Here is a 25,178-nt window from a genome sequence, read left to right as displayed (position 1 = left end):
ATAGCGTCATATAGCGTTCAAGAACTATAACGTTATAAATATGTAGTGTTTAGAACTCAAAAATGCGTAAGTCCTGACTAAGATAGACAGGCAGTTATGCAGATAAGATTAAACACCACCAAAACCCTAAACAGGGCATGATACAAACAAATAAGTCTAAAATTCTGAATATACTCACAGAAAAATCTAAAATCTAATGGTTGAAGCAAAATCCTATAAAGACACCGTAAACCTGCCCCAAACCAATTTTAATATGAGGGCAAACTCAGTCACCCGCGAACCAGAACTACAAAAGTTTTGGGCAGAATCACAAATCTATGAACGTCTCTCAGAGACCAACCCAGGGGAAATATTCACCCTACATGATGGCCCACCTTATGCCAATGGCAACCTGCATATTGGCCATGCCATGAATAAAATTCTTAAAGATATTATTAACCGCTATCAAATTCTTCAGGGGCGAAAAGTTCGTTATGTTCCTGGTTGGGACTGCCACGGTTTACCTATCGAATTAAAAGTTATTCAAAATCTTAAATCAGCAGAAAGGGCAAAACTCACACCTATAGAATTACGTCACAAAGCTAGAGACTTTGCTCTGGAAACTGTAGACAAACAACGGGAGTCATTCAAACGTTATGGTGTTTGGGGAGACTGGGAACATCCCTACATGACTCTTTCTCCAGAATATGAAGCTGCTCAAATTGGGGTATTTGGCAAAATGGTTTTGAAAGGCTACATTTATCGTGGTCTCAAACCAGTACATTGGAGTCCTAGTTCTAAAACTGCTCTTGCAGAAGCTGAACTAGAATATCCTGAAGGTCACACATCTCAGAGTATTTATGCTGCTTTTAAAATTACGAAATTAGCAAAAGCAGTTGAAAAGTCTCTCGCACCTTACCTGGAAAAACTCTGGGTTGCCATCTGGACGACAACACCTTGGACTATTCCTGGTAATTTGGCAGTCAGCGTTAACCCAGACCTCGACTATGCTGTTGTCAAACCCGATGCTGACTATGCAATGGGGAAAGAAAAATTATTCATAGTTGCAGCAGAAGCAGTCGAACGTTTGTCGGCAACTCTCGGTACAACTTTAACACCTGTAGCGACTGTTAAAGGTCAAGACTTAGAAAACTGCACTTATCAACATCCACTGTTTGAGCGAGAAAGTAAAATTCTCATTGGTGGCGACTACGTTACTACTGAGTCTGGTACAGGTTTAGTTCACACTGCTCCCGGTCACGGTCAGGAAGACTATATCGTAGGGCAACGTTATAGTTTACCAATTTTGTCGCCTGTGGATGGCAATGGAAAATTTACTGCTGAAGCAGGAGAGTTTGAGGGGTTGAATGTATTAAAAGAGGGAAATGTTGCCGTCATTGAAGCACTGCAAAATGTTAACTCTCTGTTGAAAGAGGAACCCTACGAACATAAATATCCCTATGACTGGCGCACCAAAAAACCAACTATTTTTCGAGCAACCGAACAATGGTTTGCTTCCGTGGAAGGTTTCCGGGATGAAGCAGTCAAGGCGATCGCTGATGTTCAGTGGATACCTGCTCAAGGAGAAAATCGCATTACTCCAATGGTAAGCGATCGCTCTGACTGGTGTATTTCTCGACAAAGAAGTTGGGGCGTACCTATTCCGGTATTTTATGACAAAAAGACTGGGGAACCTTTAATGACTGAGGAAACCATTGCTCATGTGCAAAAAATTATTGCCGAAAAAGGTTCTGACGCTTGGTGGGAAATGTCGGTGGAGGAGCTCCTACCAGAAAAATATCGTAAAGATGCTGACAAGTATCAGAAAGGTACAGATACAATGGATGTTTGGTTTGACTCCGGTTCATCTTGGGCAGCAGTTGCTCAACAACGGGAAGGGTTAAGATATCCAGTTGATATATATTTGGAAGGTTCCGACCAACATCGCGGTTGGTTTCAGTCAAGTTTGCTGACCAGTATTGCTACTAACGGTGTTGCACCATATAAAACGGTTTTGACTCACGGTTTTGTGCTGGATGAAAATGGTCGCAAGATGAGTAAGTCTCTGGGAAATGTGGTAGATCCATCAATAGTTATTGAAGGCGGCAAAAATCAAAAACAAGAACCTCCTTATGGTGCAGATATTCTCCGTTTGTGGGTTTCCTCTGTAGACTATTCTTCGGATGTACCCCTTGGTAAAAATATTCTCAAGCAAATAGCAGATATTTATCGCAAAATTAGAAACACGGCGCGGTTTTTATTGGGGAATATCCATGATTTCGATCCGGCAAAAGATGCTGTTGCTTATGAGGAAATGCCAGAGTTAGACCGTTATATGTTGCACCGGATAACAGAAGTATTTGCTGAAGTCAAAGATGGTTTTGAAAAGTTTCAGTATTTCCGCTTTTTCCAAACAATTCAAAATTTCTGTGTCGTTGACCTATCTAACTTTTATTTAGATATTGCCAAAGACCGACTTTATATCAGTGCGACTGACGCTTTCAGACGGCGCAGTTGTCAGACAGTCTTAGCTATAGCTGTAGAAAATTTAGCAAAAGCGATCGCTCCAGTTTTACCTCACATGGCAGAAGATATTTGGCAAAATCTTCCTTATCCGACTCCCTACAAATCTGTATTTGAGTCTGGGTGGGTGAAATTAGAGTCAAAATGGCATAACCCAGAATTAGTGAAATTATGGGAAGAATTACGAAAAACTCGCACTGAAGTTAACAAAGTATTGGAAAAAGCAAGAGCAGAAAAAGCCATCGGTGCGCCCCTAGAAGCAAAGGTATTGTTGTATGTAAAAGATGCAGAATTGCGAGAGCAAATGGAATCTTTTAACCCTACTGCTAAAGCAGAAAAAAGTCAGTCAGAAGTTCTAGAAGTTCAAATCGAAACAGAACCAGAAACAACAGAAAATACAACTCCTAATAACCCGCAAAAATCTCATGCTAATTTTGCTCAACCCCAGGATTTTTTATCAGATTTTCCTGATATTTTGAGCAAATTATTTAGTGCATATCAAAAAGCATTAGGAGGAATATTTTTCCTGATTATATTCCTGTTATTAATCCGAGTGACACTAACAGTAGTAACAACAATTCACCAAATACCCGTAGTAAATTCCATCATGGAATTAGTCGGAATCATCTACACAATTCGCTTTGTTACTCATAATTTGTTATTGACTAAAACTCGGCAAAGTTTGTCCGAAAAAATCAAATTGACTGCTGAAGATATATTAGGTAAAGGAGCCTTATCACCCAAACCGAAAAAATCAACAGACAATACAGTTAAACAATCAGCAACCTTAGTATCTCCAGAAGGAGTTTTTGTTCCTCCCCAAAAAGTCGATTCTCCCCCTATTCCACAAGTAGTAGAAACAGAAAATTTACCTCAACAACCCAAGAATATTAAAGCCACCATCGCTGGTAATGGAGTTGATGAATTACGTTATCTGTTTATTACTTCTCAAGTAGAATTATTAGAATCTCCAGAAACTCTAGGAAATCTTGAATATAAATCTATATCAGATACTTTAGGAGTAGGAGTAGTCAAAGCAGATGGCGAGAAATGCGATCGCTGTTGGAATTATTCTACCCATGTCGGTGTCTCCTCAGAAGACCCCACAATTTGCGAACGTTGTGTTGCTGCTTTAGCAGGAGAATTTTAACTGTAGAGCTAGACAGAGCTAGACAGGGATTTTGTCACGGATGCACGGATGATGTCAAATAATCAATCCGTTTATCCGCGCCCGAATCTGTGTCTAGCAACTCCCTCACTCCCCATCACCTATGAGCTAGACAGGGATTTTGTCACAGATGCACGGATGATGTCAAATAATGAATCCGTTTATCCCCGCACGAATCTGTGTCTAGCATCTTTTGCCACGGATACACAGATGATGTCAAATGATTAATCCGTTTATCCGTGCCCGAATCTGTGTCTGGCAACTCCCTCACTCCCCATCACCTATCAAAATCAAAGGCGACCAATAAAACGGATGTACATACTCCCTAACATAACTTAACTTCGCCTGACGTAATGCCTCCACTTTCGTCATTCCTTGTTGCAAATTTTCATAAAATTTCACCATAATATCCTTCGTAGTCTCATCCTCCGCATTCCATAAACTGGCAATCACAGCATCGGCACCCGCACGCTCAAATAAATAGGCAACTCCCGCTATTTCTTCACCGTTGGAGTCTGCTGTCATGGCAGTTTGGCAAGCACTCAAAACGATTAAATCTGTATTTTTTAATCCTAAACTGGCAGCATCTTTGATCTTAAAAGTTTCATCGTTGGCAAACAAAATTGTATTTTCCTCTAAACCCACACCAGGGCAACCACCTTCTTGAAAGCAACCGTGGGTAGCAAGATGCACTATGGGAAAACCCAGGGATTCGTTTTGGAAACGAGTCAGGGTTGCCTCTTTTTGAATGTAATGTTTGCCTGATAACTTTTCTGCGATCGCTTTAGCCTCCTCTTCTGCACCAGGGAGATTTAATTTTGTGGGAGTGGGATTACCAAATGCTAATACTTTCATAGGTTTAGTGTTTTTTGACTCTGGTTTTTTGTTCCCAGAGATGCGGGTGAGGTAGTGGATGGGATATTTTTCCAGTAAATATTGGTCTGTTTGATTATCAAATAGGGTTTCAAAAGGAATATAACGTAATTTTCTGGTGGGGATGATGGCAAGTTGTTTGGGGGAGTAAGCAGCTATTTCTGTTGACATCGGACGAATCAAATAGTCATAGAGTTTTTCTTGGTTAATGTCGTAGTCGTCAGCGTTGGGGTTTTCTAGTTGCTGGCGATATTCGGTGAGGATGTAATCAAATTTTTGGTCATCTATAGGAATTTTTTTAACTAGCACAGGTTTATCTCTGGTGATAAAAAATATGGCTATGCTATCGGGAACATTTTTAATACCAGTTAAAAGAGCTGGTTGAATAACAACGGTATCTGGTGCAATATTGGCTTTGAGTTTTTTGATATCTTTTGGCTTATATTCAAAAAGCTCCGCAACTTCTGGGTATTCCTGGCTCATCTTTTCCGCGAGTTGGCTTTTGTCTGCTTGTAACTGGTTAATTTTTTGGGAAAGTTGGGGATTCCATTTATTTTTTACTTTGCCATAGAGACCTTGTAATTCTTGATAGTTTTGTTCCCATTGGTTAATTAGTTTTTGAGCTTCTGGGTTTTTTACTTTGGCATCAATAAGGTGAGTGTAGTCAGCGATGTCGAAAGTAGTAGCTAGGTTATACCATTTCCAGGCAGCATCAGGTTTATTTTGGTCAATGAGGAGATCGACAAGGGCGATCGCTGCACCCTCATTATCTTCATCTGCTAAAAAAGTTTTACGGTGTTCTTTTTTTAACCCCGCACGCATTTCTAGGATCATTGTTAATGAGTCTTCCCAATTTTTGATTGCTTTCTTTGGTTGGTTGGTATCTCGATAAACATAAGCAATATTGTTGAGAATATTAGCAACTCCAGAGCGATCGTCTACTTCTTGTGAGATGGGTAAAGCTTTCTGGTAGTATTCTAATGCTCTTTGGGGTTGACCTATTTTGTAGTAAACTCGACCAATATTATTGAGAATAACACCAACTCCAAAGCGATCGCTCACTTCTTGTGAGATGGGTAAAGCTTTCTGGTAGTATTCTAATGCTTTTTGAGGTTTATCTATGTCTTTGTAAACTACACCAATATTATTGAGAGTATTAGCTTCTCCAGAGCGATCGCTGATTTCTTGTGAGATAGGTAAAGCTTGCTCGTAGTATTCTAATGCTTTTTGGGGTTTACCTATTTTGTGGTAAACTCGACCAATATTATTGAGATAAGTAGCTTCCCCAAAGCGATCGCTCACTTCCCGGCTGATAACTAAAGCATCCTGGTAGTATTCTAATGCCTTTTGGGGTTTACCTATTTTGTGGTAAACTCCACCAATATTATTGATAGTATTAGCAACTCCAGAGCGATCGCTCACTTCTTGTGAGATAGTTAAAGCTTGCTGGTAGTATTCTAATCCCTTTTGGGGTTGACCCATATCGCTGTAAACTGTACCAATATTATTGAGAGTAGTACCTTCTCTAGAGCGATTTTTCACTTCCCTCGTGATAGGTAAAGCTTGCTGGTAGTATTCTAATCCCTTTTGGGGTTGACCCATATCGCTGTAAACTACACCAATATTATTGAGAGAATTAGCAACTCCAGAGCGATCGCCCACTTCCCGTCTGATAAGTAAAGCTTGCTCGAAGTATTCTAATCCCTTTTTTGGTTGACCAATACTTTTGTAAACTACACCAATATTACTGAGAGTAGTAGCTTCTAGAGAGCGCTCGCGCACTTCCCTCGTGATAAGTAAAGCTTGCTGGTAGTATTCTAATGCTTTTTCGGGTTGACCAATATTGTCGTAAACTCCACCAATATTATTGAGAGTAGTACCTTCTCTAGAGCGATTTTTCACTTCCCTCGTGATAGATAAAGCTTGCTCGAAGTATTCTAATGCTTTTTCGGGTTTACCTATACTGCTGTAAACTGCACCAATATTATTGAGAGTAGTAGCTTCTTGAGAGCGATTTTTCACTTCCCGCAAGATAGGTAAAGCTTTATCGTAGTATTCTAATGCTTTTTTAGGTTGACCAATATTGTCGTAAACTAGACCAATATTACTGAGAGTAGTAGCTTCTTGAGAGCGATTTTTCACTTCCCTCGTGATAGATAAAGCTTGCTCGAAGTATTCTAATGCTTTTGGAGGTTGACCAATACTTTTGTAAACTGTACCAATATTATTAAGAGTAGTAGCTTCTTGAGAGCGCTCGTTTACTTCCCGACTGATAAGTAAAGCTTGCTCGAAGTATTCTAATGCTTTTTGGGGTTGACCAATATTGCTGTAAACTGTACCAATATTACTGAGAGTAGTACCTTCTCCAGAGCGATCGCCTACTTCCCGCAAGATAGGTAAAGTTTGCTCGAAGTATTCTAATGCCTTTTGAGGTTTACCTATACTGCCGTAAACTCCACCAATATTATTGAGAGTAGTACCTTCTCCAGAGCGATCGCCCACTTCTCGCCTGATGAGTAAAGCTTGCTGGTAGTATTCTAATGCCTTTTGGGGTTTACCTATACTGTCGTAAACTGCACCAATATGATTGAGAGTAGTACCTTCTCCAGAACGATTTTTCACTTCCCTCGTGATAGATAAAGCTTGCTGGTAGTATTCTAATGCCTTTTGGGGTTTACCTATACTGTCGTAAACTGCACCAATATTATTGATAGTAGTACCTTCTCCAGAGCGATTGCGTACTTCCCTCGTGATAGGTAAAGCTTGCTGGTAGTATTCTAATGCTTTTTCGGGTTGACCAATATCGCTGTAAACTAGACCAATATTATTGAGAGTATTAGCCACTTCAGAGCGAGCGCCCACTTCTTTCCAGATAGTTAAAGCTTGCTGGTAGTATTCTAATGCCTTTTGGGGTTGACCAATATCGCTGTAAACTACACCAATATTATTGAAAGTAGTACCTTCTCCAGAGCGATTGTTCACTTCCCTCGTTATCAGTAAAGCTTGCTGGTAGTATTCTAATGCTTTTTCGGGTTGACCAATATCGCTGTAAACTGCACCAATATTATTGATAGTAGTACCTTCTCCAGAGCGATCGCTTACTTCCCTCGTGATAGGTAAAGCTTGCTGGTAGTATTCTAATGCTTTTTTGGGTTGACCAATACTGTTGTAAACTCCACCAATATTACTGAGAGTAGTCGCTTCTTGAGAGGGATCGTTCACTTCCCGGCTGATAAGTAAAACTTGCTGGTAGTATTCTAATGCCTTTTGAAGTTTACCCATACTGCCGTAAACTAAACCAATATTATTGAGAGTAACAGCTTCTCCAGAGCGATCGTTTACTTCTCGCCTGATGGGTAAAGCTTGCTGGTAGTATTCTAATGCTTTTTCGGGTTGACCTATTTTGCGGTAAACTGCACCAATATTACTGAGAGTAGTAGCTTCTTGAGAGCGATCGTTTACTTCCCGACTGATAGGTAAAGCTTGCTCGAAGTATTCTAATGCCTTTTGGGGTTGACCAATATCGGTGTAAACTGCACCAATATTATTGAGAATAGTAGCAACTCCAGAACGATCCTCCACTTCCCGCAGGATAGGTAAAGCTTGCTGGTAGTATTCTAATGCCTTTTGGGGTTGACCAATATCGGTGTAAACTGCACCAATATTATTGAGAATAGTAGCAACTCCAGAACGATCCTCCACTTCTCGCAAGATAGGTAAAGCTTGCTGGTAGTATTCTAATGCTTTTTGGGGTTTACCTATTTTGCGGTAAACTTCACCAATATTATTGAGAGTACGAGCTTCTCCAGAGCGATTGTTCACTTCTCGCACGATAGGTAAAGCTTGCTGGTAGTATTCTAATGCTTTTTCGGGTTGACCTATCTTATCGTAAACTACACCAATATTATTGAGAGTACGAGCTTCTCCAGAGCGATCGCCTACTTCTTGCCAGATGGGTAAAGCTTGTTGGTAGTATTCTAGTGCTTTTTGGGGTTTACCTATACTGCCGTAAACTCCACCAATACTATTGAGAGTATGAGCTTCTCCAGAGCGAACGCCCGCTTCCCGAAAAATCATCAAAGCCTCATTGTAAAAGTTTAATGCTTCTTGTGGCTTACCTATACGATCGTAGTTAAGACCAAGAAAAAAGTTTGCTAATACCTCGTTTTCTCGGTTTTTGACTTTTTTGGCAATAGCTAAAGCTTGTTGAAGCGTTTCTATAGCCTCCTGAGATTGGTATTGCTCTGTTTGTTGCAATCCTGTTTTTATTAGTTGCTCTAACGTTTCTGTCTCAGAGCTATCTAACTTTTCTGTCTGAGAGTTGGAAGTTTGGGTGTAACTCTGTTGTGATAATAGTGGCAGTGTTAGGGGAGTTGTAATCAGGGTTGTTATTCCAATTAAAGAAGTAATAATAATTCGTTTCATATAAATAATTAAGTCAAATAGAATTAGGTTAAAATTGAGCTATTACCAATATCCCTATTCTCGACTACAGTGCATAACTGCTCAAATCAGAATAAAATTATCTTCAATCGTGTATAAAATACCATAAGGAAACTTATCCATTAGACATCAGCGAATATCCTCATCAATCACAGGCAAACGAGTGGGATATTTAACTATTTTGAATATTGTATTTTCCACAGTATTAATAAATGTCTGTGCAATTTCTACTCGACGCTCTGGATAAAATTCCACAGCTTCAGAATATTCTGTTAAAGCAGCAGGATGAAAAACATATTTTATTATTCTAAAATTCGCCTTACCTCAGCTAAAGCGTCCTCTCCAGATATGGATAAAATATCACCATTCTTAATTTCATCTCGGCGTTTTTTAGCTTCATTTATCCAAGTATTTTGAATCGTTTCATCTATATCAAACTCCAAACTTTCAACCAACTTTTATACTAAAAGTGCCCTCTGTATATTCGGTAAAGATAAAGCTTCTTTAATGAGTTCTTCAACAGATACTATAATTATTATCCCAAAGATTAAAAACATTAAAATTGTAGAAGCAATAGTGGGCAAATTTTTTTGAAAAGTTAACTATTAATCTAGATAAATTACTTTTTGCCCACCCTACTAGCTCGTCTAGCTTTAAAATGTGGGCAAGTTTTAGCATCCCGGAAGACCTCTCCCCCGACCCCTCTCCTACAAGGAGAGGGGAGAAATGCTCCCCCTTCCCTTGCAGGGAAGGGGGCTGGGGGGTTAGGTTTTACCCACAATTTTAGTCTAGACGTGCTACTACTATGACTTTTTTATAGTGCTACAACAATTAATAATTATATCAAGCCCACATAATTAGTAATTAAAAATATGGGGTTGCACATTAAAGAATGATAATAGGTTTTAAACTGTACATATATGAAGAAAAGAATTACCTAAAAATATCTACTTTCAGAGTTCATCATTCCTGATTGTGCAACGCCAAAAATATGGGAATAGATTTATATTTTTTGGGTTTCCTGCCGTCAACCCAACCTACTAAATTATTCTTTTCTTGATTGAGAAGTAGCAGTAATAATTAAAATTTGCTGCTCCGGTTCAAACTCCATCTCACTGACAATATAACGACTCTTACCAGTATTCCTCATACTTCGAGGTAGACCTTTTCTCTCATCTACCCCAACCACAGCTTCCGGTTTAATAATTGCAATACCATTCTCTGCATCCTCCCATTCCAAGCCATCCATTCGTAATTGAAAACGTCGGGGTTCACCTTTCATTTCTACTTCATTCCCACGAATACGAATTGGCTTACTAGAAGTTGGCCACCAAATATCTCCATTAAACTTAATCTGGGCAACATTGGCGATCGCTTCTTGGCGACGACTTTCACCTTTTTTAATAGTAATATTTTGAGAATTAATATCTATTACTTTACCGGATCTACTATCACCATCTTTGAGTACCACTGTCGCATTAGTAGGGAAAGAAAAAGGAATAGGTTGTGCAGTTGATTTAGCTTCAGCTTCTACAATAGCTTTGGGGTTAGCGATCGCCTGTCTTCTATCTTGGACTCCTAAAGTTAGGCAAGCTACTAAGAAAATTATAGTAATTTTATTTATCTTCATAGTTAGTACCGGATAGAAATATTTATTACTGCTAATATCTTTAATTACTATATTAATGCTAATGCAAAATTTTTAGGGTGTGTTAGACGGCTAAAATTTGGATTATGAAAAGTTATTGAAAAATCCGTCATAACACACCGCTTATCCAATTATCCAATGATTTTCGGTGCGTTATGCTTATTGTTAATGCGCCCTACTGGCGTGTCTAGACTAAAATTGTAGGTTAGGATTGAGCAACGAGCGAAGACCTCTCCCCCAACCCCTCTCCTGCGAGGAGAGGGGAGTTTTTCCCCCCTTCCCTTGCAGGGAAGGGGGTTAGGGGGTTAGGTTTTTTAACCCATATTTTCAAGCTTGACACACCCTACTAGACCTATAGTATTACCCTAGTGAAAGAATAATTTATATTTACCAATGGATAATTGATAATTAGAGAAATTATTCATTATCCATTATCAATGAATGAAAAATATGCTGGGAAAAATTGCAAGTTTATTAAGTTTTTTAGGAATAGGTTTATATTTTACAGGTTGGGTTTATCGTTGGGCTTATTTTGGTTATTTTCAACTAGAAGTAACCACCCTAGATTTACCATTTGAATCATTTTTAATTGCACCAATACAGGTATTTTTAGGCAACATATCCATAGGAGATTTTTCCACTATTTGGCGCACTATTCGGATAGGAATATTCACTTTTATAATCATTATTATTGTCATTCAAGTTAATTTAATTATACTTAAATTTTGCAGAAATAAATTAACTGATATTATCAACAAATGGCGGTTGAAATTATTAAATTGGAGTCTGAAAACCAAACACCATAAAATTACTCGCCCTTTCCAATCATTTCTCTATTTGAAACAATTTAATTTCATCAGATATGACAAAGTTTTGATTAACGAAATTATCATGGTTAGCTGGTTATTAACAGCCTTATTTTTTCTCGGTCAAAGTCAGGGAAAAGTTGATGCTATTCGAGACGCTCGCAACGAAACATCATTGTTACCAGTAGTTACTTTAATAACACCAGAAAATCAACTACCATTAGGTAGAAAAATTTCCGACCTCACAGACGATCCTAATAGAAGTAGTTTTCGAGCGATCGGCGATCTTGAATTATATGAAAAGTTACTAGAAAGAGACTATAACAACAAAACTGATGACAACTTTCCCAAAGTTGTGTGGCGACTGCTGATCGATAGAAACGGTCAATATTACATATTCCCTTCTCTGCCAAAAAATGCCCCTTCAAATGCTCGCCCTCCCGTTGTTGTCATTCAGCAAAACGGAGATGGAGAATATATCGTTATTCTCAGCCCCGAAGCACCACCTTTAGATTAATTTGGGGATGGGGAGTGGGGAGAGTGTGGGGAGGGTGGGAAGTGTGCAAAATGTGGGAAGGGTGGGGAGTGTGGGGAGTTTTGTTATTCTCTCTCTCGCCTCCTGACTCCTGACTCCTAAAGACTTAACCAATATATAACTGTTTAACCAGATTTGATATGACTTCTGAGTTCAGCAACAACACACCCGAACTTTATAGACCAATCAAAACTTTTTTATACCAATTACCAAAAGTAACGCTATACTTCAGCGATACTTCAACACCTCAATAGTTACCAAGATTTTTTGTCTGTTTTTGACAATTATTAGCCGGGAGTGTATATATTTTTCCTACTTTTAACCTCTCCCGTACGGACGTTGCATAACAAAAATGCGTTTCATGTCGCGCAGCGTTAGCGGAGCTTTGCGTCAGCAAAACGTCCCTACTACTTCCCACACCTCCCCACCCGATCGGGTATAGCATTATTTTTGAGAAATAGTATTACTTCTAATTATTTGCCTATTCCTAATAGACATATCCAAAAATAAAAAATAAAATAAATTATTATCGATAAATTATCAATTACTCCCCTCCTGGGAGGGGTTAGGGGTGGGTTAAGTGTTCCCAGTTAAGTGTTCCCTATTCCCTCTTTTCTGGAGATGTCTAATTATTGATTTTTAATTAATTACTATTATTATTTCTACGATTATTGCCATTACTACCACCACCAAAGAATACGTTAGAGGTATCTTGTTGTAAAGACCGGAAAAAAAGCACGAATTCCAGCGAACTTCTAATAGGAAGTGTATATTTCTCAAATAGATAGTTAATGTTATTAATCCAAGTTCTATCGATAACAACTATATCCTCATTCTGAAGTAAAATATTTTGAGAACTATCGCCAAATATCGCTTTTTTCCCATTCAGTTCCCGCCTAACTATTTTCCTTTTTTCTTTGTCAAATCGAATTAAATTAATTGCGTTCAAATCTGCTGACTCTACCGCTATACCATTGAGAATATCTATTAATCTGCTACCATTGGGGAGATTAGTAGTAGCCAAGGTATCATTAGGATTACTGAAAATACGAATAGTAATCTGTTCTTGACTCAAAGTCGATTTACCAACTAGCTCCCGGTCATAACCTAAGTCTGACCCTGGTTGTAATGTGGGTACAATCACAGCATCGCCATCCTTTAAAGGAATATTGGGCAAGTCAGTAGAATTTTGCAAAGGAGTATATAAATCAATTGTTTCTTCAATCACAGTACCATCACCTAAGGTCCGGCGGACTAAAATTCGTCGCAGATCGGCAGTCAGAGAAGCACCACCAGCAGCTAATAAAGCAGAGGATACCTGATTTGCAGGGTAATAACCAGGTCGAGTTACTTCCCCATTCACAGTAACAATACCAGTAGCTAAAGCTCCTGCTTGACTATAATTAGTGAGTAACTCTCTGTCTTTCTCTTCAGGTATAATAGACTGCTGAGAAGGTATAATTACTACATCCCCATCTTCTAAACGTAAATCTGGAGGAGAACCACCTTCTTGTAATGGAGTTAAAATATTTACTATCTGACTAACTACAGAACCATTAGCTAAAGTCCGACGTACCTCTATATTCCGTAGGTCTGCTGTAAAAGTTGTCCCACCTGCTGCTGATAAAGCATCTGAAATTTGATAATTTCCTCCCACCGGATAATAACCAGGTCTTGTAATTTCTCCGGCAATTGTGATTCGGACTGGACGTTGGACAACTAAAGATATGGATACTTCTGGATTAATGATAAATTTATTTAACTCAGAGGTAATTTTTGCTATTGCTTCTAATATAGTTAAATCTTGCAATAACACAGTTCCTATCAGAGGCATTTGAATCGTACCTTCTGGACCTATAGTTGTCGCTACATTTAGATCAGCAAATCTTTGAACTTGAATCGAAAGTTGGTCTCCCGGTCCGAGTAAGTAACGTCTTAATCGTAAATCTGGATCTGAGTCGAAGTTAGGATCTAAAGGTGGAGAACCTATGGATGGAGATTTTATATTAGTTTGTGCAATATTTTGTTTAGAGTTATTAGGTAATTGGGGTTGCCCATAAGCAGTTTTGGGAAAAATCAACCCAGTTAAGGAGAATATTATAGCACTAGAGTAAAAGTTGGCTAAGGATAAAGAAATTAACTTTCGAGAGTAGTTGTTAATCATAAACTTTGAAGTAGCTTTGCGCGATTAAGTTTTATTCTTAGGAATTAAGTAACTTTTTGCATACCCTAACTATGTCTAAGAAATTCGAATAACTTAACTAATTGTGGTTTGTTATATCTAAAAGACATCTCCAAAAATACAAAATAAAATCAATTCTTATCGATAAATTATGAATTACTCCCCTCCTGGGAGGGGTTAGGGGTGGGTTCCCTGTTCCCTGTTTCCTATTCCCTATTCCCTCTTTTCTGGAGATGTCTAAAACTTATTTGAATGCTTCTGTCATTAGTGATGCTTGAATTTTTTCCCCAATAGATTTGAGTTGTGGTAGATAGGGATCGATATCTGCTAAAGGTTCAACAGGCAATAAAATATTAACTGCTACCCAAGGTACACGCTTTTTGGATATCATAGCCGATCTATCCTTCCAAAACCAATCGCCAGTTTCTGGACTTCCTCCTCCAGGCCAAGCATACCATTGCATAACTGCATAAGTTTGTTTATTTGTCCAGCCTCGAAAGAATCTAGCTTCTATATTAGAAGATTGCTTTTTTGAGTCTGTAGTTCCATCCCCATTGCCTGCTATTTTCAGGGTAAATTTAACTCGCTGGTGATAATCTGTTTTCCAGCGATTAAACCCGTTTATATCCATCCATTCTACTTGGGGCTTGTCTTTGGGTCCATTGGGAGTTAAAAGTAACAAAATTACAGATTGATTATCCTGTTTAACTTTTTGCAGCAACCAATTATTGTCAGCAATTCGTATTTTTTGATGGGATATGGTTGGCAAATCAGAAATAGTTAATCCGTCTTCTCTTATTTGTTTTAAGTCTTTGAAATTAGCAATTTGGACTGTATTTTTCCATGACCATTTTCCTGTTATATAACCAGGAACAGCACCTACTACTAAAACAATTAACAGAAGTACAACTAATATTACTTTTGAAAGTTGATATCTATGAAGTAATTTAAAACTGTAAATCATAAAAAAAATGATAATTTAATTTATTTGTGGAATTATTTTGGAAAAAAATAATCCTACAACTATCTTTTGATTATATTTCTATATAGCAATTCCTATACTGGTGAGGTACAAAATTTTAGGTTTGAGGGAACAGGGAATAGGGAACAGGGAATAAAAAAAACAAAAAGATAACTGTACCTCACGAGCTTGGGGAAAGCTATATAGGCTTTCTCATGTTAGTTAAGGTATACTTTTTTTCTACTTTTGTATTTCCTATTTCCTAAACTGAGAATTTCTGACCTTAAGGTAAGCACTCAGCTTTTCCTGGGTCATGTTTTCCTGGATCATGCTACCCAAAAAGCTTTTGAAGGTAATAACTTACCGAATAATTAATAATTAATAATTAATAATTATTAATTAAATACCTTGGTTAAAAGTCTCCCCCATAGGCGAAAAACGATCGTTTAGCGCTCCGCACAACGTGCGTTTCGGCTGTCGCCGACATAAAAAAGGCGGAGCGCTAAACGCCATATCCAATCTCCCCTCAAGAAAAGTGCTAGGATATTTCCTTATCTTTAATTCCGTTAGGGTTTTCCTTGAGCTAATTATCCATTAATGAATAACCTTAGCTGATAGACCAATTTCATTTTTATGTCACTTCCTGGAGACTAATTCCTCCTGACAAAATAATTAGTTCATAACTCATAGCTGATGGCTGAATGCTTAAATCTTAGACAGTATCATAATCATAATTTATATATCAGATTGATTTTGAGAATCAGCCGATGTTGTGAAATAATTATCTACCCAGTTCATAATCAGAATTAATAAACCCAACATACAGGCAGAATACATATCTCCACCCCATCCATCATGTAACCAATGAAAAGCTTCATCCTGACCTGTACCATGAAAAATTGTTAGTACAGTATTTCTCACAATATTTGCACTAACACTAACTAATACTGTACTAACCAGTAAAAAAGTTGTCTTAGCGCGACTTGCTATAGCCCCAGTCCAATAAAGTAACATTAGAGAAACATAGATACTGGTAAATAACATTTTTAAACCTGCACAATGGGGTGCAACTTCAACAATTCTATTTCCAACATATAAATATATTTGCTCAACAATAACCTCCATGTGCAACTGAGTCATAATAAACCCGGCAATTGCAGCAATAAATTTCTGTAGAGGTAAGGCATAAGGTTCAACTAAATAGGGAATATGATTAGGACTAGCAAGCAAAATAAAGAGTAGTGGCATACCCATTAATTTCAAACCAGGTATTCCTTTAAACCAAAGGCAAATTCCTGCCAATATTATGGGAAAAGACAAGTTTATTAAGTCTGAAATATTACTGATATACCAAACTCCTGCAATTCCTAATAATACTGCTCCCAAGGGATGAGAAATATTCGGTAAGTTTTCCCATTTATGCCGATTATTCCAAACAATATAAGCAGCAAAAGGTATACCTATTATTCCATGACTAAAATATTCATGTTCTATACTTATACTTTTATTTAGCCACCCATCATACCAATATATGATCAGCGGAGCATACATCAGAAATATTAAAGCAGCGATCGCTATTGTCAGTAAGTTTTGCTCAATAGCAATAGGAAATTTTTGACGCGTTTGCATTTTTTTTTGTTTTATTGATTGCTATTTAAACAGTTAAAATTTGTATTTAAAATTCAACAGAAATTAAACTGATTTTGATTTTGTAGATGATGAAAAATAATATTATATTTTTCTATTTACCCTGATTTAATAACTTAAATTCCTGAGTTTTAGATGATACTTTGATGATAACACCCTGAATTGAAAATCAATGAAGTTAACAATTACTGTAAGTATTCATTTAGCTCATGGTCAGTATTTCGGTTTTTTTTCAGCATAACAAACAGCTTTTTTTCTGAAGGCATTAAAGAAATTTGCTACGGATAGCTCAGGTCTTAGGATGTAATTTGAACCATATTTTCAAATGGCACTTTACTATCTAAATACTGCCATAAGACTTCATTTTGTCTAGAACCCATTTGGTATCTTTCTCAAGCTAAATTAGCTTCTGAAGTAGCTAGTATATCAAGCAATTTCAGGCTAGTTCATTAATGGATAATTGATAATTGATAATTACCTCTGGTTAAAACCGTAAAAGAATTGAATATCAGAAAATATCCTAGCACTTTTCTCTTTGGTCGATTGGATCTGGCTAGGTTTCTGATGCATCCCATCCTACTCTAAGCTCCGCTTTTCATCTCGGTGACAGCCGAAGTACGAAGTTGTGCGCTAGCTAAATGACTACTTTTTCCCCTATGGGGGTCGGCTTTTAACCAAGGTATTTAATTTATAATTATTAATTATTAATTATTCGGTAATTGCCGAGTATAACTATTTATGCCAATAATGATTAAACCAAGAAATTGTAAGTCTGATGATTAGGCAAGGAGATTTTAAATAGGTTCTATAAAGCTGATAGCTGAATACTTACCAATTACTTACCTATAATTTGAAACATTGTCTCAACAACGTGATTAATTTGTTCTTCATTAATTACAGGATACATGGGTAAAGATAAAATCTGTTGACTTAGAATTTCACTGTTGGGAAAATCTCCTTGCTTATAGCCCAAGTTTTGGTAAGCTGGTTGGAGATGACAGGGTATGGGGTAATGGATACCAACAGAAACTCCTGCTGCTCCTAATTTCTCTTTCAGGGTATCGCGCTCAATTGGAGATTTGTCAGTGACTCGAATCACATATAAATGATAAATATGACCAGTACCACTCAAATTCTCGATCGGAATAATACCTTTCTCTTTCATGGGGCTGAGGAGGGTATCGTATTTTTGAGCTGCTTGGTTGCGATCGCTATTCCAACCTTCTAAATAAGGCAGCTTGACATTAAGTACGGCAGCTTGTATTGTATCAAGTCTACTGTTTGTCCCTACTTCCTCATGGACATATTTACGGGGGGCTCCATAATTACGGAGAGTTCGCATTTTATTTGCCACCTCCGCATTATTAGTAATAACCATTCCTCCATTACCAAAGCAACCTAAGTTTTTACTAGGATAGAAGCTAAACGCAGCAGCAGTTCCTACACTTCCACCATAGTAACCTTCTCTTTGTGCCAAATGAGCTTGGGCTGCATCTTCAAATATAATTAGGTTGTTAGCTTGAGCAAAGTCTTTTAGTTCACTAGGAGCTACCATTTGACCATAAAGGTGTACTGGCAATATTGCCTTGGTTTTGGATGTGACAGCTTTTTGAGCAACTTCCAAGTCAATTAACGCAGTTTCAGCATGGCAATCTACTAACACTGGGGTCGCACCAGCATGAAGGACCCCAATTAAAGTGGCAATAAATGTATTAGCTGGTAAAATTACTTCATCTCCTGGACCAATACCACAAGCTTGAAGTCCAAGTGCTATAGCATTTGTGCCAGAAGAAACTCCAATGCCATTTTCCACTCCAGAAGCTGTAGCGAATGAGGACTCAAATTTTTCTACTGCTTGACCAAGTATAAAATCTCCTCTTTCTAATACTGCCTGAATCGAATTTTCTAATTCACTTTTAAGTGGTTGATGTTGGAGTTTTAGGTCAACGAAAGGAATATTTTTTGGCATACTCTATATATATTATCAATCGGTTGTTTGGAAACCCATCAGCTTTAGCTATGGTCTGAAAAACCTTCGGCGACTTCTGTCACATTCTCCTTAAAGACCGGAGAATTGCTGCTGTTGGGTATCGTTTTATACATTAAGTTGGCTTAATTAGTATGTATAAGATAGCACAATTGACATCCTCCCGACGCTGCTCTACGAGACAGCGCGGGATTCCCCAGCATCGCTGTTAGGGGCTTTCTGCTTCAATGCACCCGCCTTCCGGGATTTACTCCCTTCAGGTCTTACAGTCGCTCCACAGACTGACACTGCGAGTCCCGCAGCCAAAATATTAATTGCAGCGTTTATGTCCCTGTCATGGTGACTACCACATTTAGGACAATCCCACTCTCTAATATTTAGAGGCAATTTTTCTACTACATAACCACAGCTAGAGCAACGCTTGGAACTAGGGAAATATCGGTCAATTTTTATTAGTTCCCGTCCATACCATTCAGCTTTGTACTCTAATTGCCTGACTATTTCTCCCCAATTGGCATCACTACCCACCCCTCTTGCTCCCCTCCCGGGAGGGGATGGGGGTGGGTAGTGATTTTTGACCATGTTCTTAACTGCCAAATCCTCAACTACTATCGTTTGGTTTTCTCTAATTAGTTGGGTTGTTAGTTTGTGGGTATAGTCTCCTCTTGAATCTTTAATTTTTGCGTGAATACGAGCTACTTTAAGCCTTGCTTTTTGATAATTATTAGACTTTTTGTCGGTTTTTCTATCTAGGGACTTCTGAGCTAACCTCAGTTTTTTATGCAACTTCTGAAAATTCTTTGGGTTCGCAACTTTTTCTCCATCACTGGTAGTTAAAAGACTGGTGATACCTAAGTCAATCCCAACTTGTTTTTTGACTGGCTTAAGTTTCAAATCTCTGGTGTCATTAACTCTCAGAGATACAGACCATCTACCAGAGGGGTCAAGTTTGACAGTAATTGTACTAAGCACAGAGTTTTGGGGTAGTTGCCTGCTCCATCTAATGGGTAATGGTTCTGCACATTTGGCTAAATAGACTTGATTATCTTTCCACTTGAATGCTGATGAGGTAAACTCGGCACTACCACCATTCCGCTTTTTCTTGAAATTAGGATATTTAGTCCGTCCACTAAAAAAGTTAGTGAAAGCTGTTTGTAAATGTCTTAAGCTTTGCTGCAATGGCACACTGCTTACTTCTGTGAGAAAATCCAAATCTTCCTGTTTTTTCCAGCTAGTAAGCATAGTTGAGGTTTGCTTGTAGCTTACTCGCTCTTTGTTCTCATACCAGGCTTGAGTTCTAGCTGCCAAAGCTCTGTTGTAGACCAGGCGTACACAACCCAAAGTTCTCCTAAGCAGACTTTCCTGCTCTGGAGTTGGGTAAAATCTAAATTTGTACGCTTTTTCAACCATCTACTAATCTGATTAATTTTCCACATTTACATTTTAACATACTATGTGTAAACCCGCAATATTGATTGGTTTTCCAATTGCGTCGCTCCCCCCCTTTCAAAGGGGGGTTGGGGGGGATGGAGAGCGCGGGTCTTCAACCAACGTTTAGATAACTCCTGAAAACGATCGGGGCATAAGATTATTTGCCGATAATCTATAAAATATTGATACAAATAAGTTGGGTATATATCACAATCGTCCATATAGTCTAGTGCTCTACTACAAGAATTATCAGGCGTAAAAACTGGGTATAATTTTTATAACTTCAAACATCTCTACCCCATCAATTGGGATTTTTGGACTACTAGAAATTATCAAGGAGAACCGATAAAGTCCATTTTTGTTCTATGTTTATTCTCTAAACTAGCTCTCTTTCCCTAAATACTATAATCTTAATAATATTTTATATGTATTATCGAATAATAGAATTTTAAAAATGTTACGATAATGCAGTATGAAAAACTACATTTACCCTTATTGGGTAGCCATTATCTAGTGTAAGTTGGGAAAAAAAACAAATGGCTTCAGCTACAGATAGTAAAGAAAAACAAAAAGCTTTAGATTCAGTCCTCAAAACCATAGAAAAAAGTTTTGGAAAAGGGTCAATTGTCCGTTTGGGAGATGCTACCCGCATGAAGGTAGAAACAATCCCTAGTGGGGCACTAACCTTAGACTTAGCATTGGGAGGGGGCTTACCCAAGGGCAGAGTTATTGAAATCTATGGGCCAGAAAGTTCTGGAAAAACTACCCTAGCTTTACACGCGATCGCCGAAACTCAGAAAACTGGAGGTATTGCCGCTTTTGTAGATGCAGAACACGCTCTAGACCCTACTTATGCTGCTGCATTAGGAGTAGATATAGAAAATTTATTGGTCTCTCAACCTGATACTGGCGAGATGGCTTTGGAAGTGGTGGATCAACTTGTTCGTTCTGTAGCTGTTGATATTGTAGTTGTTGACTCGGTAGCAGCATTGGTACCTAGAGCTGAAATTGAGGGAGATATGGGAGATTCTCACATGGGTCTCCAAGCTCGTTTAATGAGTCAAGCGCTACGGAAAATTACAGGTAATATTGGTAAATCTGGTTGTACGGTAGTCTTTCTCAACCAACTTCGCCAAAAAATAGGTGTTGTTTATGGTAATCCAGAAACTACTACTGGTGGTAATGCTCTTAAGTTTTATGCTTCGGTCAGACTTGATATTCGTCGCACACAAACTCTGAAGAAATCTTCAGAGGAATATGGTATTCATGCTAAGGTAAAAGTTGCTAAAAATAAGGTTGCTCCTCCGTTCCGCATTGCTGAATTTGATATTATTTTTGGTAAAGGAATTTCTAATGTTGGCTGTATTATTGACTTAGCCGAAGAGACAGATGTAATTAAACGTAGAGGTGCTTGGTATAGCTACGAAGGAACTAATTTTGCTCAAGGTAGAGAAAAAGCTATTGCCTATATGGAAGAAAATATTGACTTTGCTAAAAAAATTGAAAAGCAAGTTCGGGATGAGTTAAGTCAAGGTGCTGTAGTTTCGGCTAATTCTGTGGCACGGGTTGATGAAATAGAAGACGACGAAGATGAGGATGAAACTCTAGAGGAAGAGTAACTTATATTTTAGAGGAAAATGTAGCACCTAAGACCCATATTCAATAATTAATAATTAATTATTACCTCTCCTTGAAAAGGAGAGGATTGACTCAAAGGAAAATTTTTTCTTGTTTCTCTTTGCTGATGAGAGGCTTTAAACCTTAATTATTCGGTAAAGTATGGGTTTTAGGTGCTACATTTTCCCTGAAATTTAATAGCTACTCTCTTGACTACTGAAACTTAATAGCTACTCTCTTGACTACTGAAACTTAATAGCTACTCTCTTGACTACTGAAACTTAATAGCTACTCTCTTGACTATCTGTCACGTTATGGGACTCATTCCCCTTTAAAGCAGGAGAAAAGATACAAACTAATCGCATAGTTGTTGTTGCCCGTAGATAATGTTTGTCGTGCTTATCGAGAGCGTACATTGTACCGACAGTAATTGGAAAAACTTTCCCATCCAAAGTTTCAACTTCTCCCGTCCCTTCAATACAATAACAAGCTTCTAGATGATTGTTGTATTGTAGCAATGACTCACTTCCTGCATCTATAATGGTATCCGTTAAGGTATATCCCATGCCATCGCTTTCAATCAAAAATCTGCGACTTTGGCCATTCCCCCAAGCTACATCTCGTTCAGTTCCAATTAGTCGATCTAAACTGCTAACTATCATATTTATACGTTATACTTCTTCGCACTTGGAAATAAGTTGTTTTTTTTCAGCTAATTCATTGGACGAATTCAGGATTGCTAAAGTAGTTCCGATCAAAATTAGTCCAGCACCTACTATACCACGCCAACCAAAACTTTCACCCAAAACTAGAAATGAAATAATTGCCCCGAAAATTGGTTCCGATGTCTGAATCAAGGCAGCTTCAGTAGCAGGTAGAGATTTTAGAGCAAAAATAACTAACCAAGTTATCGCTGCAGTAACAACCCCCAAATATAACAGAGGTATCCAGTTTTCCACAATCACGACTAGCTGATTCGCAAGTTCGGGTACGGCAATAAACATGGCTAAAGTAGTGGCAGTTCCCAATCGCAGGATTGATAATGTGACTGGATCGTGACGAGGAGCAATGTCTTCTAAAAGAAAAAGAATGGTTGCTTCACACACGATTGCTCCTAAAACCCATAAACTTCCAATCAAAGGTTCATAACTTTGTTCCCAGAACATCAAACTACTGCCACCAAACGCTAAAATTGCTGCTGCAAATATTCTGAGAATAAACCGCTTTCGATAGATAAACTCTAAAACAGATACGAAAATAGCACACAACCCAAATAGGAAAGAAGTGCGATTTGCAGAAATTGTTTGGACTCCAATAGTTAAACCCAAATTAATACCAAATGTAAGAATTCCCAATATTAAACCATCTCGGAATAGAACATTATTCTTTATTGACCCAATTTTTCTAATTCCTACATTGTTTTGTAAGGTATTACTTAAATCGATCGATTCAATTGTCCCTAAAGTTAATTGATTTTGAATTGAATTAAGACTTAAAATAAACTTACTAATCCAAGGCATGAATAAAGCGAGCGCGATTATATAGCGAAGACCCAGTATTGCTTTAGGACTTATATACAAAATTGTCCATTTTGTTATTGCTGGAATTGAACCAAGGAGTATGGAAACGATAAAAAAAGCTCCGATACTTTGCCAACGCCGAAAGTCAAAATTTTCCGGCATTTGCTTGTTTTTTTCAAATTTTTTTAAATCTTTCTCCACACTATGTTTTTGCTTATTCAGATTTACGACGTTGGTGAATGGTAATAATTTTAGCTTAAGTCTCAATGTAAAAAAAATAAGTTTTCCGATTTTACATTAAGCTATTAACTATTACACTTCAGCAACGCCTAATTGTGCTTTGAGTCAAATAATATCTCAATCAGCAATTTTTTTACTGAATTTTTAATTTCGGAAAAAATCAAGTAATTCTCGATTAACTGTTTGGGGTACTTCTTGTTGTATCCAATGACCACACTCAGGAATAACTTTTAACCAGAAAGGAGCAGCAATTAATTTATCTAAACCTTCTGTAAGTTTTTGACTTAAAAGATAATCTTCTTTACCCCATAAAATTAAAGTAGGTGCTGTAACTTTTTCTGGCTTAGGGTTGAAGTTTTTCAGCCAGTTTTGAGGCAAAAGAAATTGACGATAGTGATTAATTGCAGCGACTAAAGCTCCAGGTTTCTCTAAAGCTGCTTGATAAATCTGAGTAATTTCAGCAGTAAAGGCGCTTTTGCGAATTGCTTGTCCTTGGAAAACTCCTTTAATAAATTCTCCTAAGTTTTGCTGAATTAACCATTCTGGAATTCCAGGCACTTGAAAAGCTAATATATACCAACTTCTGCGTATTTGATCTACATTTCCTGCCAGTTCTTGAATCAGTTTTTGTGGATGAGCTGCATTCAAGATTGCTAGACGGTTCAAGTATTGAGGAAATTTTTGAGCTAGGTGCCATGCGATCGCCCCTCCCCAATCATGGCCTACAATATGTGCTTTAACATAACCTAAACGTTCAATTAGTCCCCGAATATCAGCAGCTAAAGTATCCAAGTCATAACCATTATCTGGTTTATCAGAATCATTGTAGCCCCGTAAATCTGGAACTACAACCTTGAAATGACGGGCTAATGCAGGCATTTGATACCGCCAAGAATACCAGAATTCTGGGAAACCATGAAGGAGTATGACTAATTCTCCCTCACCTTGAGTAACACAATGTAGGCGGATATTATTGGTGTCTACAAAGAAATGTTGCCATTGAGATTCTAGAAGACTCATAGTTTGCAATCAACTCTCCTATTTTGCCAGACCTCTATATACTTCGTTAATAGTAATTTGTGTCCAGCTAATGTTAAATTTTTAACTTAATTTATATCTATAGATTAACATCCGGTTAAGCCACATTGTTAGCTTGGTAGACCAGTAGCTTTTCCTCTGTGGGTTCCAGGAATTATTAGGTTGCCAATTTTTATACTTATAGAACCCATTTGATAGCTATATAATTATGGTAGTCAAGTCTTTTCGCGCATCAATTTTGAGGAAAAATCATCATCTCAAGGAGTGTTGAATTTTTTGTATTATTTCTCCCCACATCTTCCTTCTTCTCTCTTCCCTCTTACCTCTTACCGAAATAATTAATAATTAAACAATTAAATAATTAGATGATTCAAGCCTAATTGCCTCCCCTTGGATAGGGGAAAAAAGCGGTCGAGTGATCGATGGGTTACCTAACCATATCCAATCACCAACGCGAGAATAAATTTTTTCCCTACCGCGTCAATCCTCTCCGTTTTAGGGAGAGGTAATTATCAATTATCCATTATCAATTATCCATTAATGAACTCCTGTCTCCTGTCTCCTGTCTCCTGACTCCTTG

At 37.9% G+C, this 25,178-nt stretch carries 16 protein-coding genes; 3 read left to right on the top strand and 13 right to left on the bottom strand.

Going from position 1 to position 25,178, the window contains the following annotated elements; all coding sequences use genetic code 11:
* Positions 1-196 precede the first annotated feature (196 nt).
* Positions 197-3,652 carry an isoleucine--tRNA ligase gene (gene ileS / locus ACP6PM_RS27840; protein WP_426590141.1) on the top strand — a complete coding sequence of 1,152 codons (3,456 nt, stop codon included), beginning with the start codon at positions 197-199 and terminating at the stop codon, positions 3,650-3,652.
* Between the two features lie 285 nt (positions 3,653-3,937).
* On the opposite strand, the gene ACP6PM_RS27835 is transcribed toward ileS, so the two are convergent.
* The 4 genes from ACP6PM_RS27835 to ACP6PM_RS27820 form a co-directional block, all read right to left on the bottom strand.
* Positions 3,938-8,968, bottom strand: coding sequence for a tetratricopeptide repeat protein (locus tag ACP6PM_RS27835; RefSeq protein WP_426590140.1), 5,031 nt, complete (start codon positions 8,966-8,968; stop codon positions 3,938-3,940).
* A gap of 147 nt (positions 8,969-9,115) precedes the next feature.
* Positions 9,116-9,241, bottom strand: coding sequence for a hypothetical protein (locus tag ACP6PM_RS27830; RefSeq protein WP_426590139.1), 126 nt, complete (start codon positions 9,239-9,241; stop codon positions 9,116-9,118).
* A 47-nt stretch (positions 9,242-9,288) separates the two neighbouring features.
* Positions 9,289-9,441, bottom strand: coding sequence for an addiction module protein (locus ACP6PM_RS27825; protein ID WP_426590138.1), 153 nt, complete (start codon positions 9,439-9,441; stop codon positions 9,289-9,291).
* A 590-nt stretch (positions 9,442-10,031) separates the two neighbouring features.
* Complete coding sequence (locus tag ACP6PM_RS27820) at positions 10,032-10,616, bottom strand: hypothetical protein (RefSeq protein WP_426590137.1); 585 nt, start codon at positions 10,614-10,616, stop codon at positions 10,032-10,034.
* 468 nt (positions 10,617-11,084) lie between these two features.
* Here ACP6PM_RS27820 and ACP6PM_RS27815 point away from each other — a divergent pair, with 468 nt between their 5' ends.
* Positions 11,085-11,957 (top strand): hypothetical protein, encoded by an 873-nt coding sequence (locus ACP6PM_RS27815; protein ID WP_426590136.1) that lies wholly within the window; start codon positions 11,085-11,087, stop codon positions 11,955-11,957.
* Positions 11,958-12,618: 661 nt separating this feature from the next.
* On the opposite strand, the gene ACP6PM_RS27810 is transcribed toward ACP6PM_RS27815, so the two are convergent.
* From ACP6PM_RS27810 to ACP6PM_RS27785, 6 genes are all read right to left on the bottom strand, one after another.
* Positions 12,619-14,139: an SLBB domain-containing protein gene (locus ACP6PM_RS27810; protein ID WP_426590135.1), complete on the bottom strand. Its 1,521-nt coding sequence runs from the start codon at positions 14,137-14,139 to the stop codon at positions 12,619-12,621.
* 262 nt (positions 14,140-14,401) lie between these two features.
* A complete protein-coding gene (locus tag ACP6PM_RS27805; RefSeq protein WP_426590134.1) occupies positions 14,402-15,121 on the bottom strand; it encodes a cyanoexosortase B system-associated protein in 720 nt (239 codons plus the stop codon).
* A gap of 732 nt (positions 15,122-15,853) precedes the next feature.
* Positions 15,854-16,747 carry a cyanoexosortase B gene (crtB, locus tag ACP6PM_RS27800; RefSeq protein ID WP_426590133.1) on the bottom strand — a complete coding sequence of 298 codons (894 nt, stop codon included), beginning with the start codon at positions 16,745-16,747 and terminating at the stop codon, positions 15,854-15,856.
* 853 nt (positions 16,748-17,600) lie between these two features.
* The gene (locus ACP6PM_RS27795; RefSeq protein WP_426590132.1) at positions 17,601-18,734 is read right to left on the bottom strand and encodes a DegT/DnrJ/EryC1/StrS family aminotransferase; all 1,134 of its coding nucleotides are present in this window, start codon (positions 18,732-18,734) and stop codon (positions 17,601-17,603) included.
* A gap of 192 nt (positions 18,735-18,926) precedes the next feature.
* Positions 18,927-20,162 (bottom strand): RNA-guided endonuclease InsQ/TnpB family protein, encoded by a 1,236-nt coding sequence (locus ACP6PM_RS27790; RefSeq protein WP_426590131.1) that lies wholly within the window; start codon positions 20,160-20,162, stop codon positions 18,927-18,929.
* Between the two features lie 41 nt (positions 20,163-20,203).
* On the bottom strand, positions 20,204-20,404 hold the full coding sequence (locus ACP6PM_RS27785) for a hypothetical protein (protein ID WP_426590130.1): 201 nt from the start codon (positions 20,402-20,404) through the stop codon (positions 20,204-20,206).
* Between the two features lie 315 nt (positions 20,405-20,719).
* Between ACP6PM_RS27785 and recA the strand changes: the two genes are divergently transcribed.
* Complete coding sequence (gene recA, locus ACP6PM_RS27780; protein ID WP_426590129.1) at positions 20,720-21,802, top strand: recombinase RecA; 1,083 nt, start codon at positions 20,720-20,722, stop codon at positions 21,800-21,802.
* 279 nt (positions 21,803-22,081) lie between these two features.
* On the opposite strand, the gene ACP6PM_RS27775 is transcribed toward recA, so the two are convergent.
* The 3 genes from ACP6PM_RS27775 to ACP6PM_RS27765 all read right to left on the bottom strand — a co-directional run bounded on the left by ACP6PM_RS27775 (position 22,082) and on the right by ACP6PM_RS27765 (position 24,580).
* The gene (locus ACP6PM_RS27775; protein WP_426590128.1) at positions 22,082-22,462 is read right to left on the bottom strand and encodes an ectoine synthase; all 381 of its coding nucleotides are present in this window, start codon (positions 22,460-22,462) and stop codon (positions 22,082-22,084) included.
* Positions 22,463-22,471: 9 nt separating this feature from the next.
* The gene (locus tag ACP6PM_RS27770) at positions 22,472-23,482 is read right to left on the bottom strand and encodes a DMT family transporter (RefSeq protein ID WP_426590127.1); all 1,011 of its coding nucleotides are present in this window, start codon (positions 23,480-23,482) and stop codon (positions 22,472-22,474) included.
* A 222-nt stretch (positions 23,483-23,704) separates the two neighbouring features.
* The gene (locus ACP6PM_RS27765; RefSeq protein ID WP_426590126.1) at positions 23,705-24,580 is read right to left on the bottom strand and encodes an alpha/beta fold hydrolase; all 876 of its coding nucleotides are present in this window, start codon (positions 24,578-24,580) and stop codon (positions 23,705-23,707) included.
* Positions 24,581-25,178: the final 598 nt, after the last annotated feature.

The sequence above is a fragment of the Dapis brunnea BLCC-M229 genome, assembly GCF_050015995.1.
Classification (GTDB): domain Bacteria; phylum Cyanobacteriota; class Cyanobacteriia; order Cyanobacteriales; family Microcoleaceae; genus Trichodesmium.
Note: the sequence above shows the minus strand (reverse complement) of the source record. Positions and strands in the feature narration are given on the sequence as shown.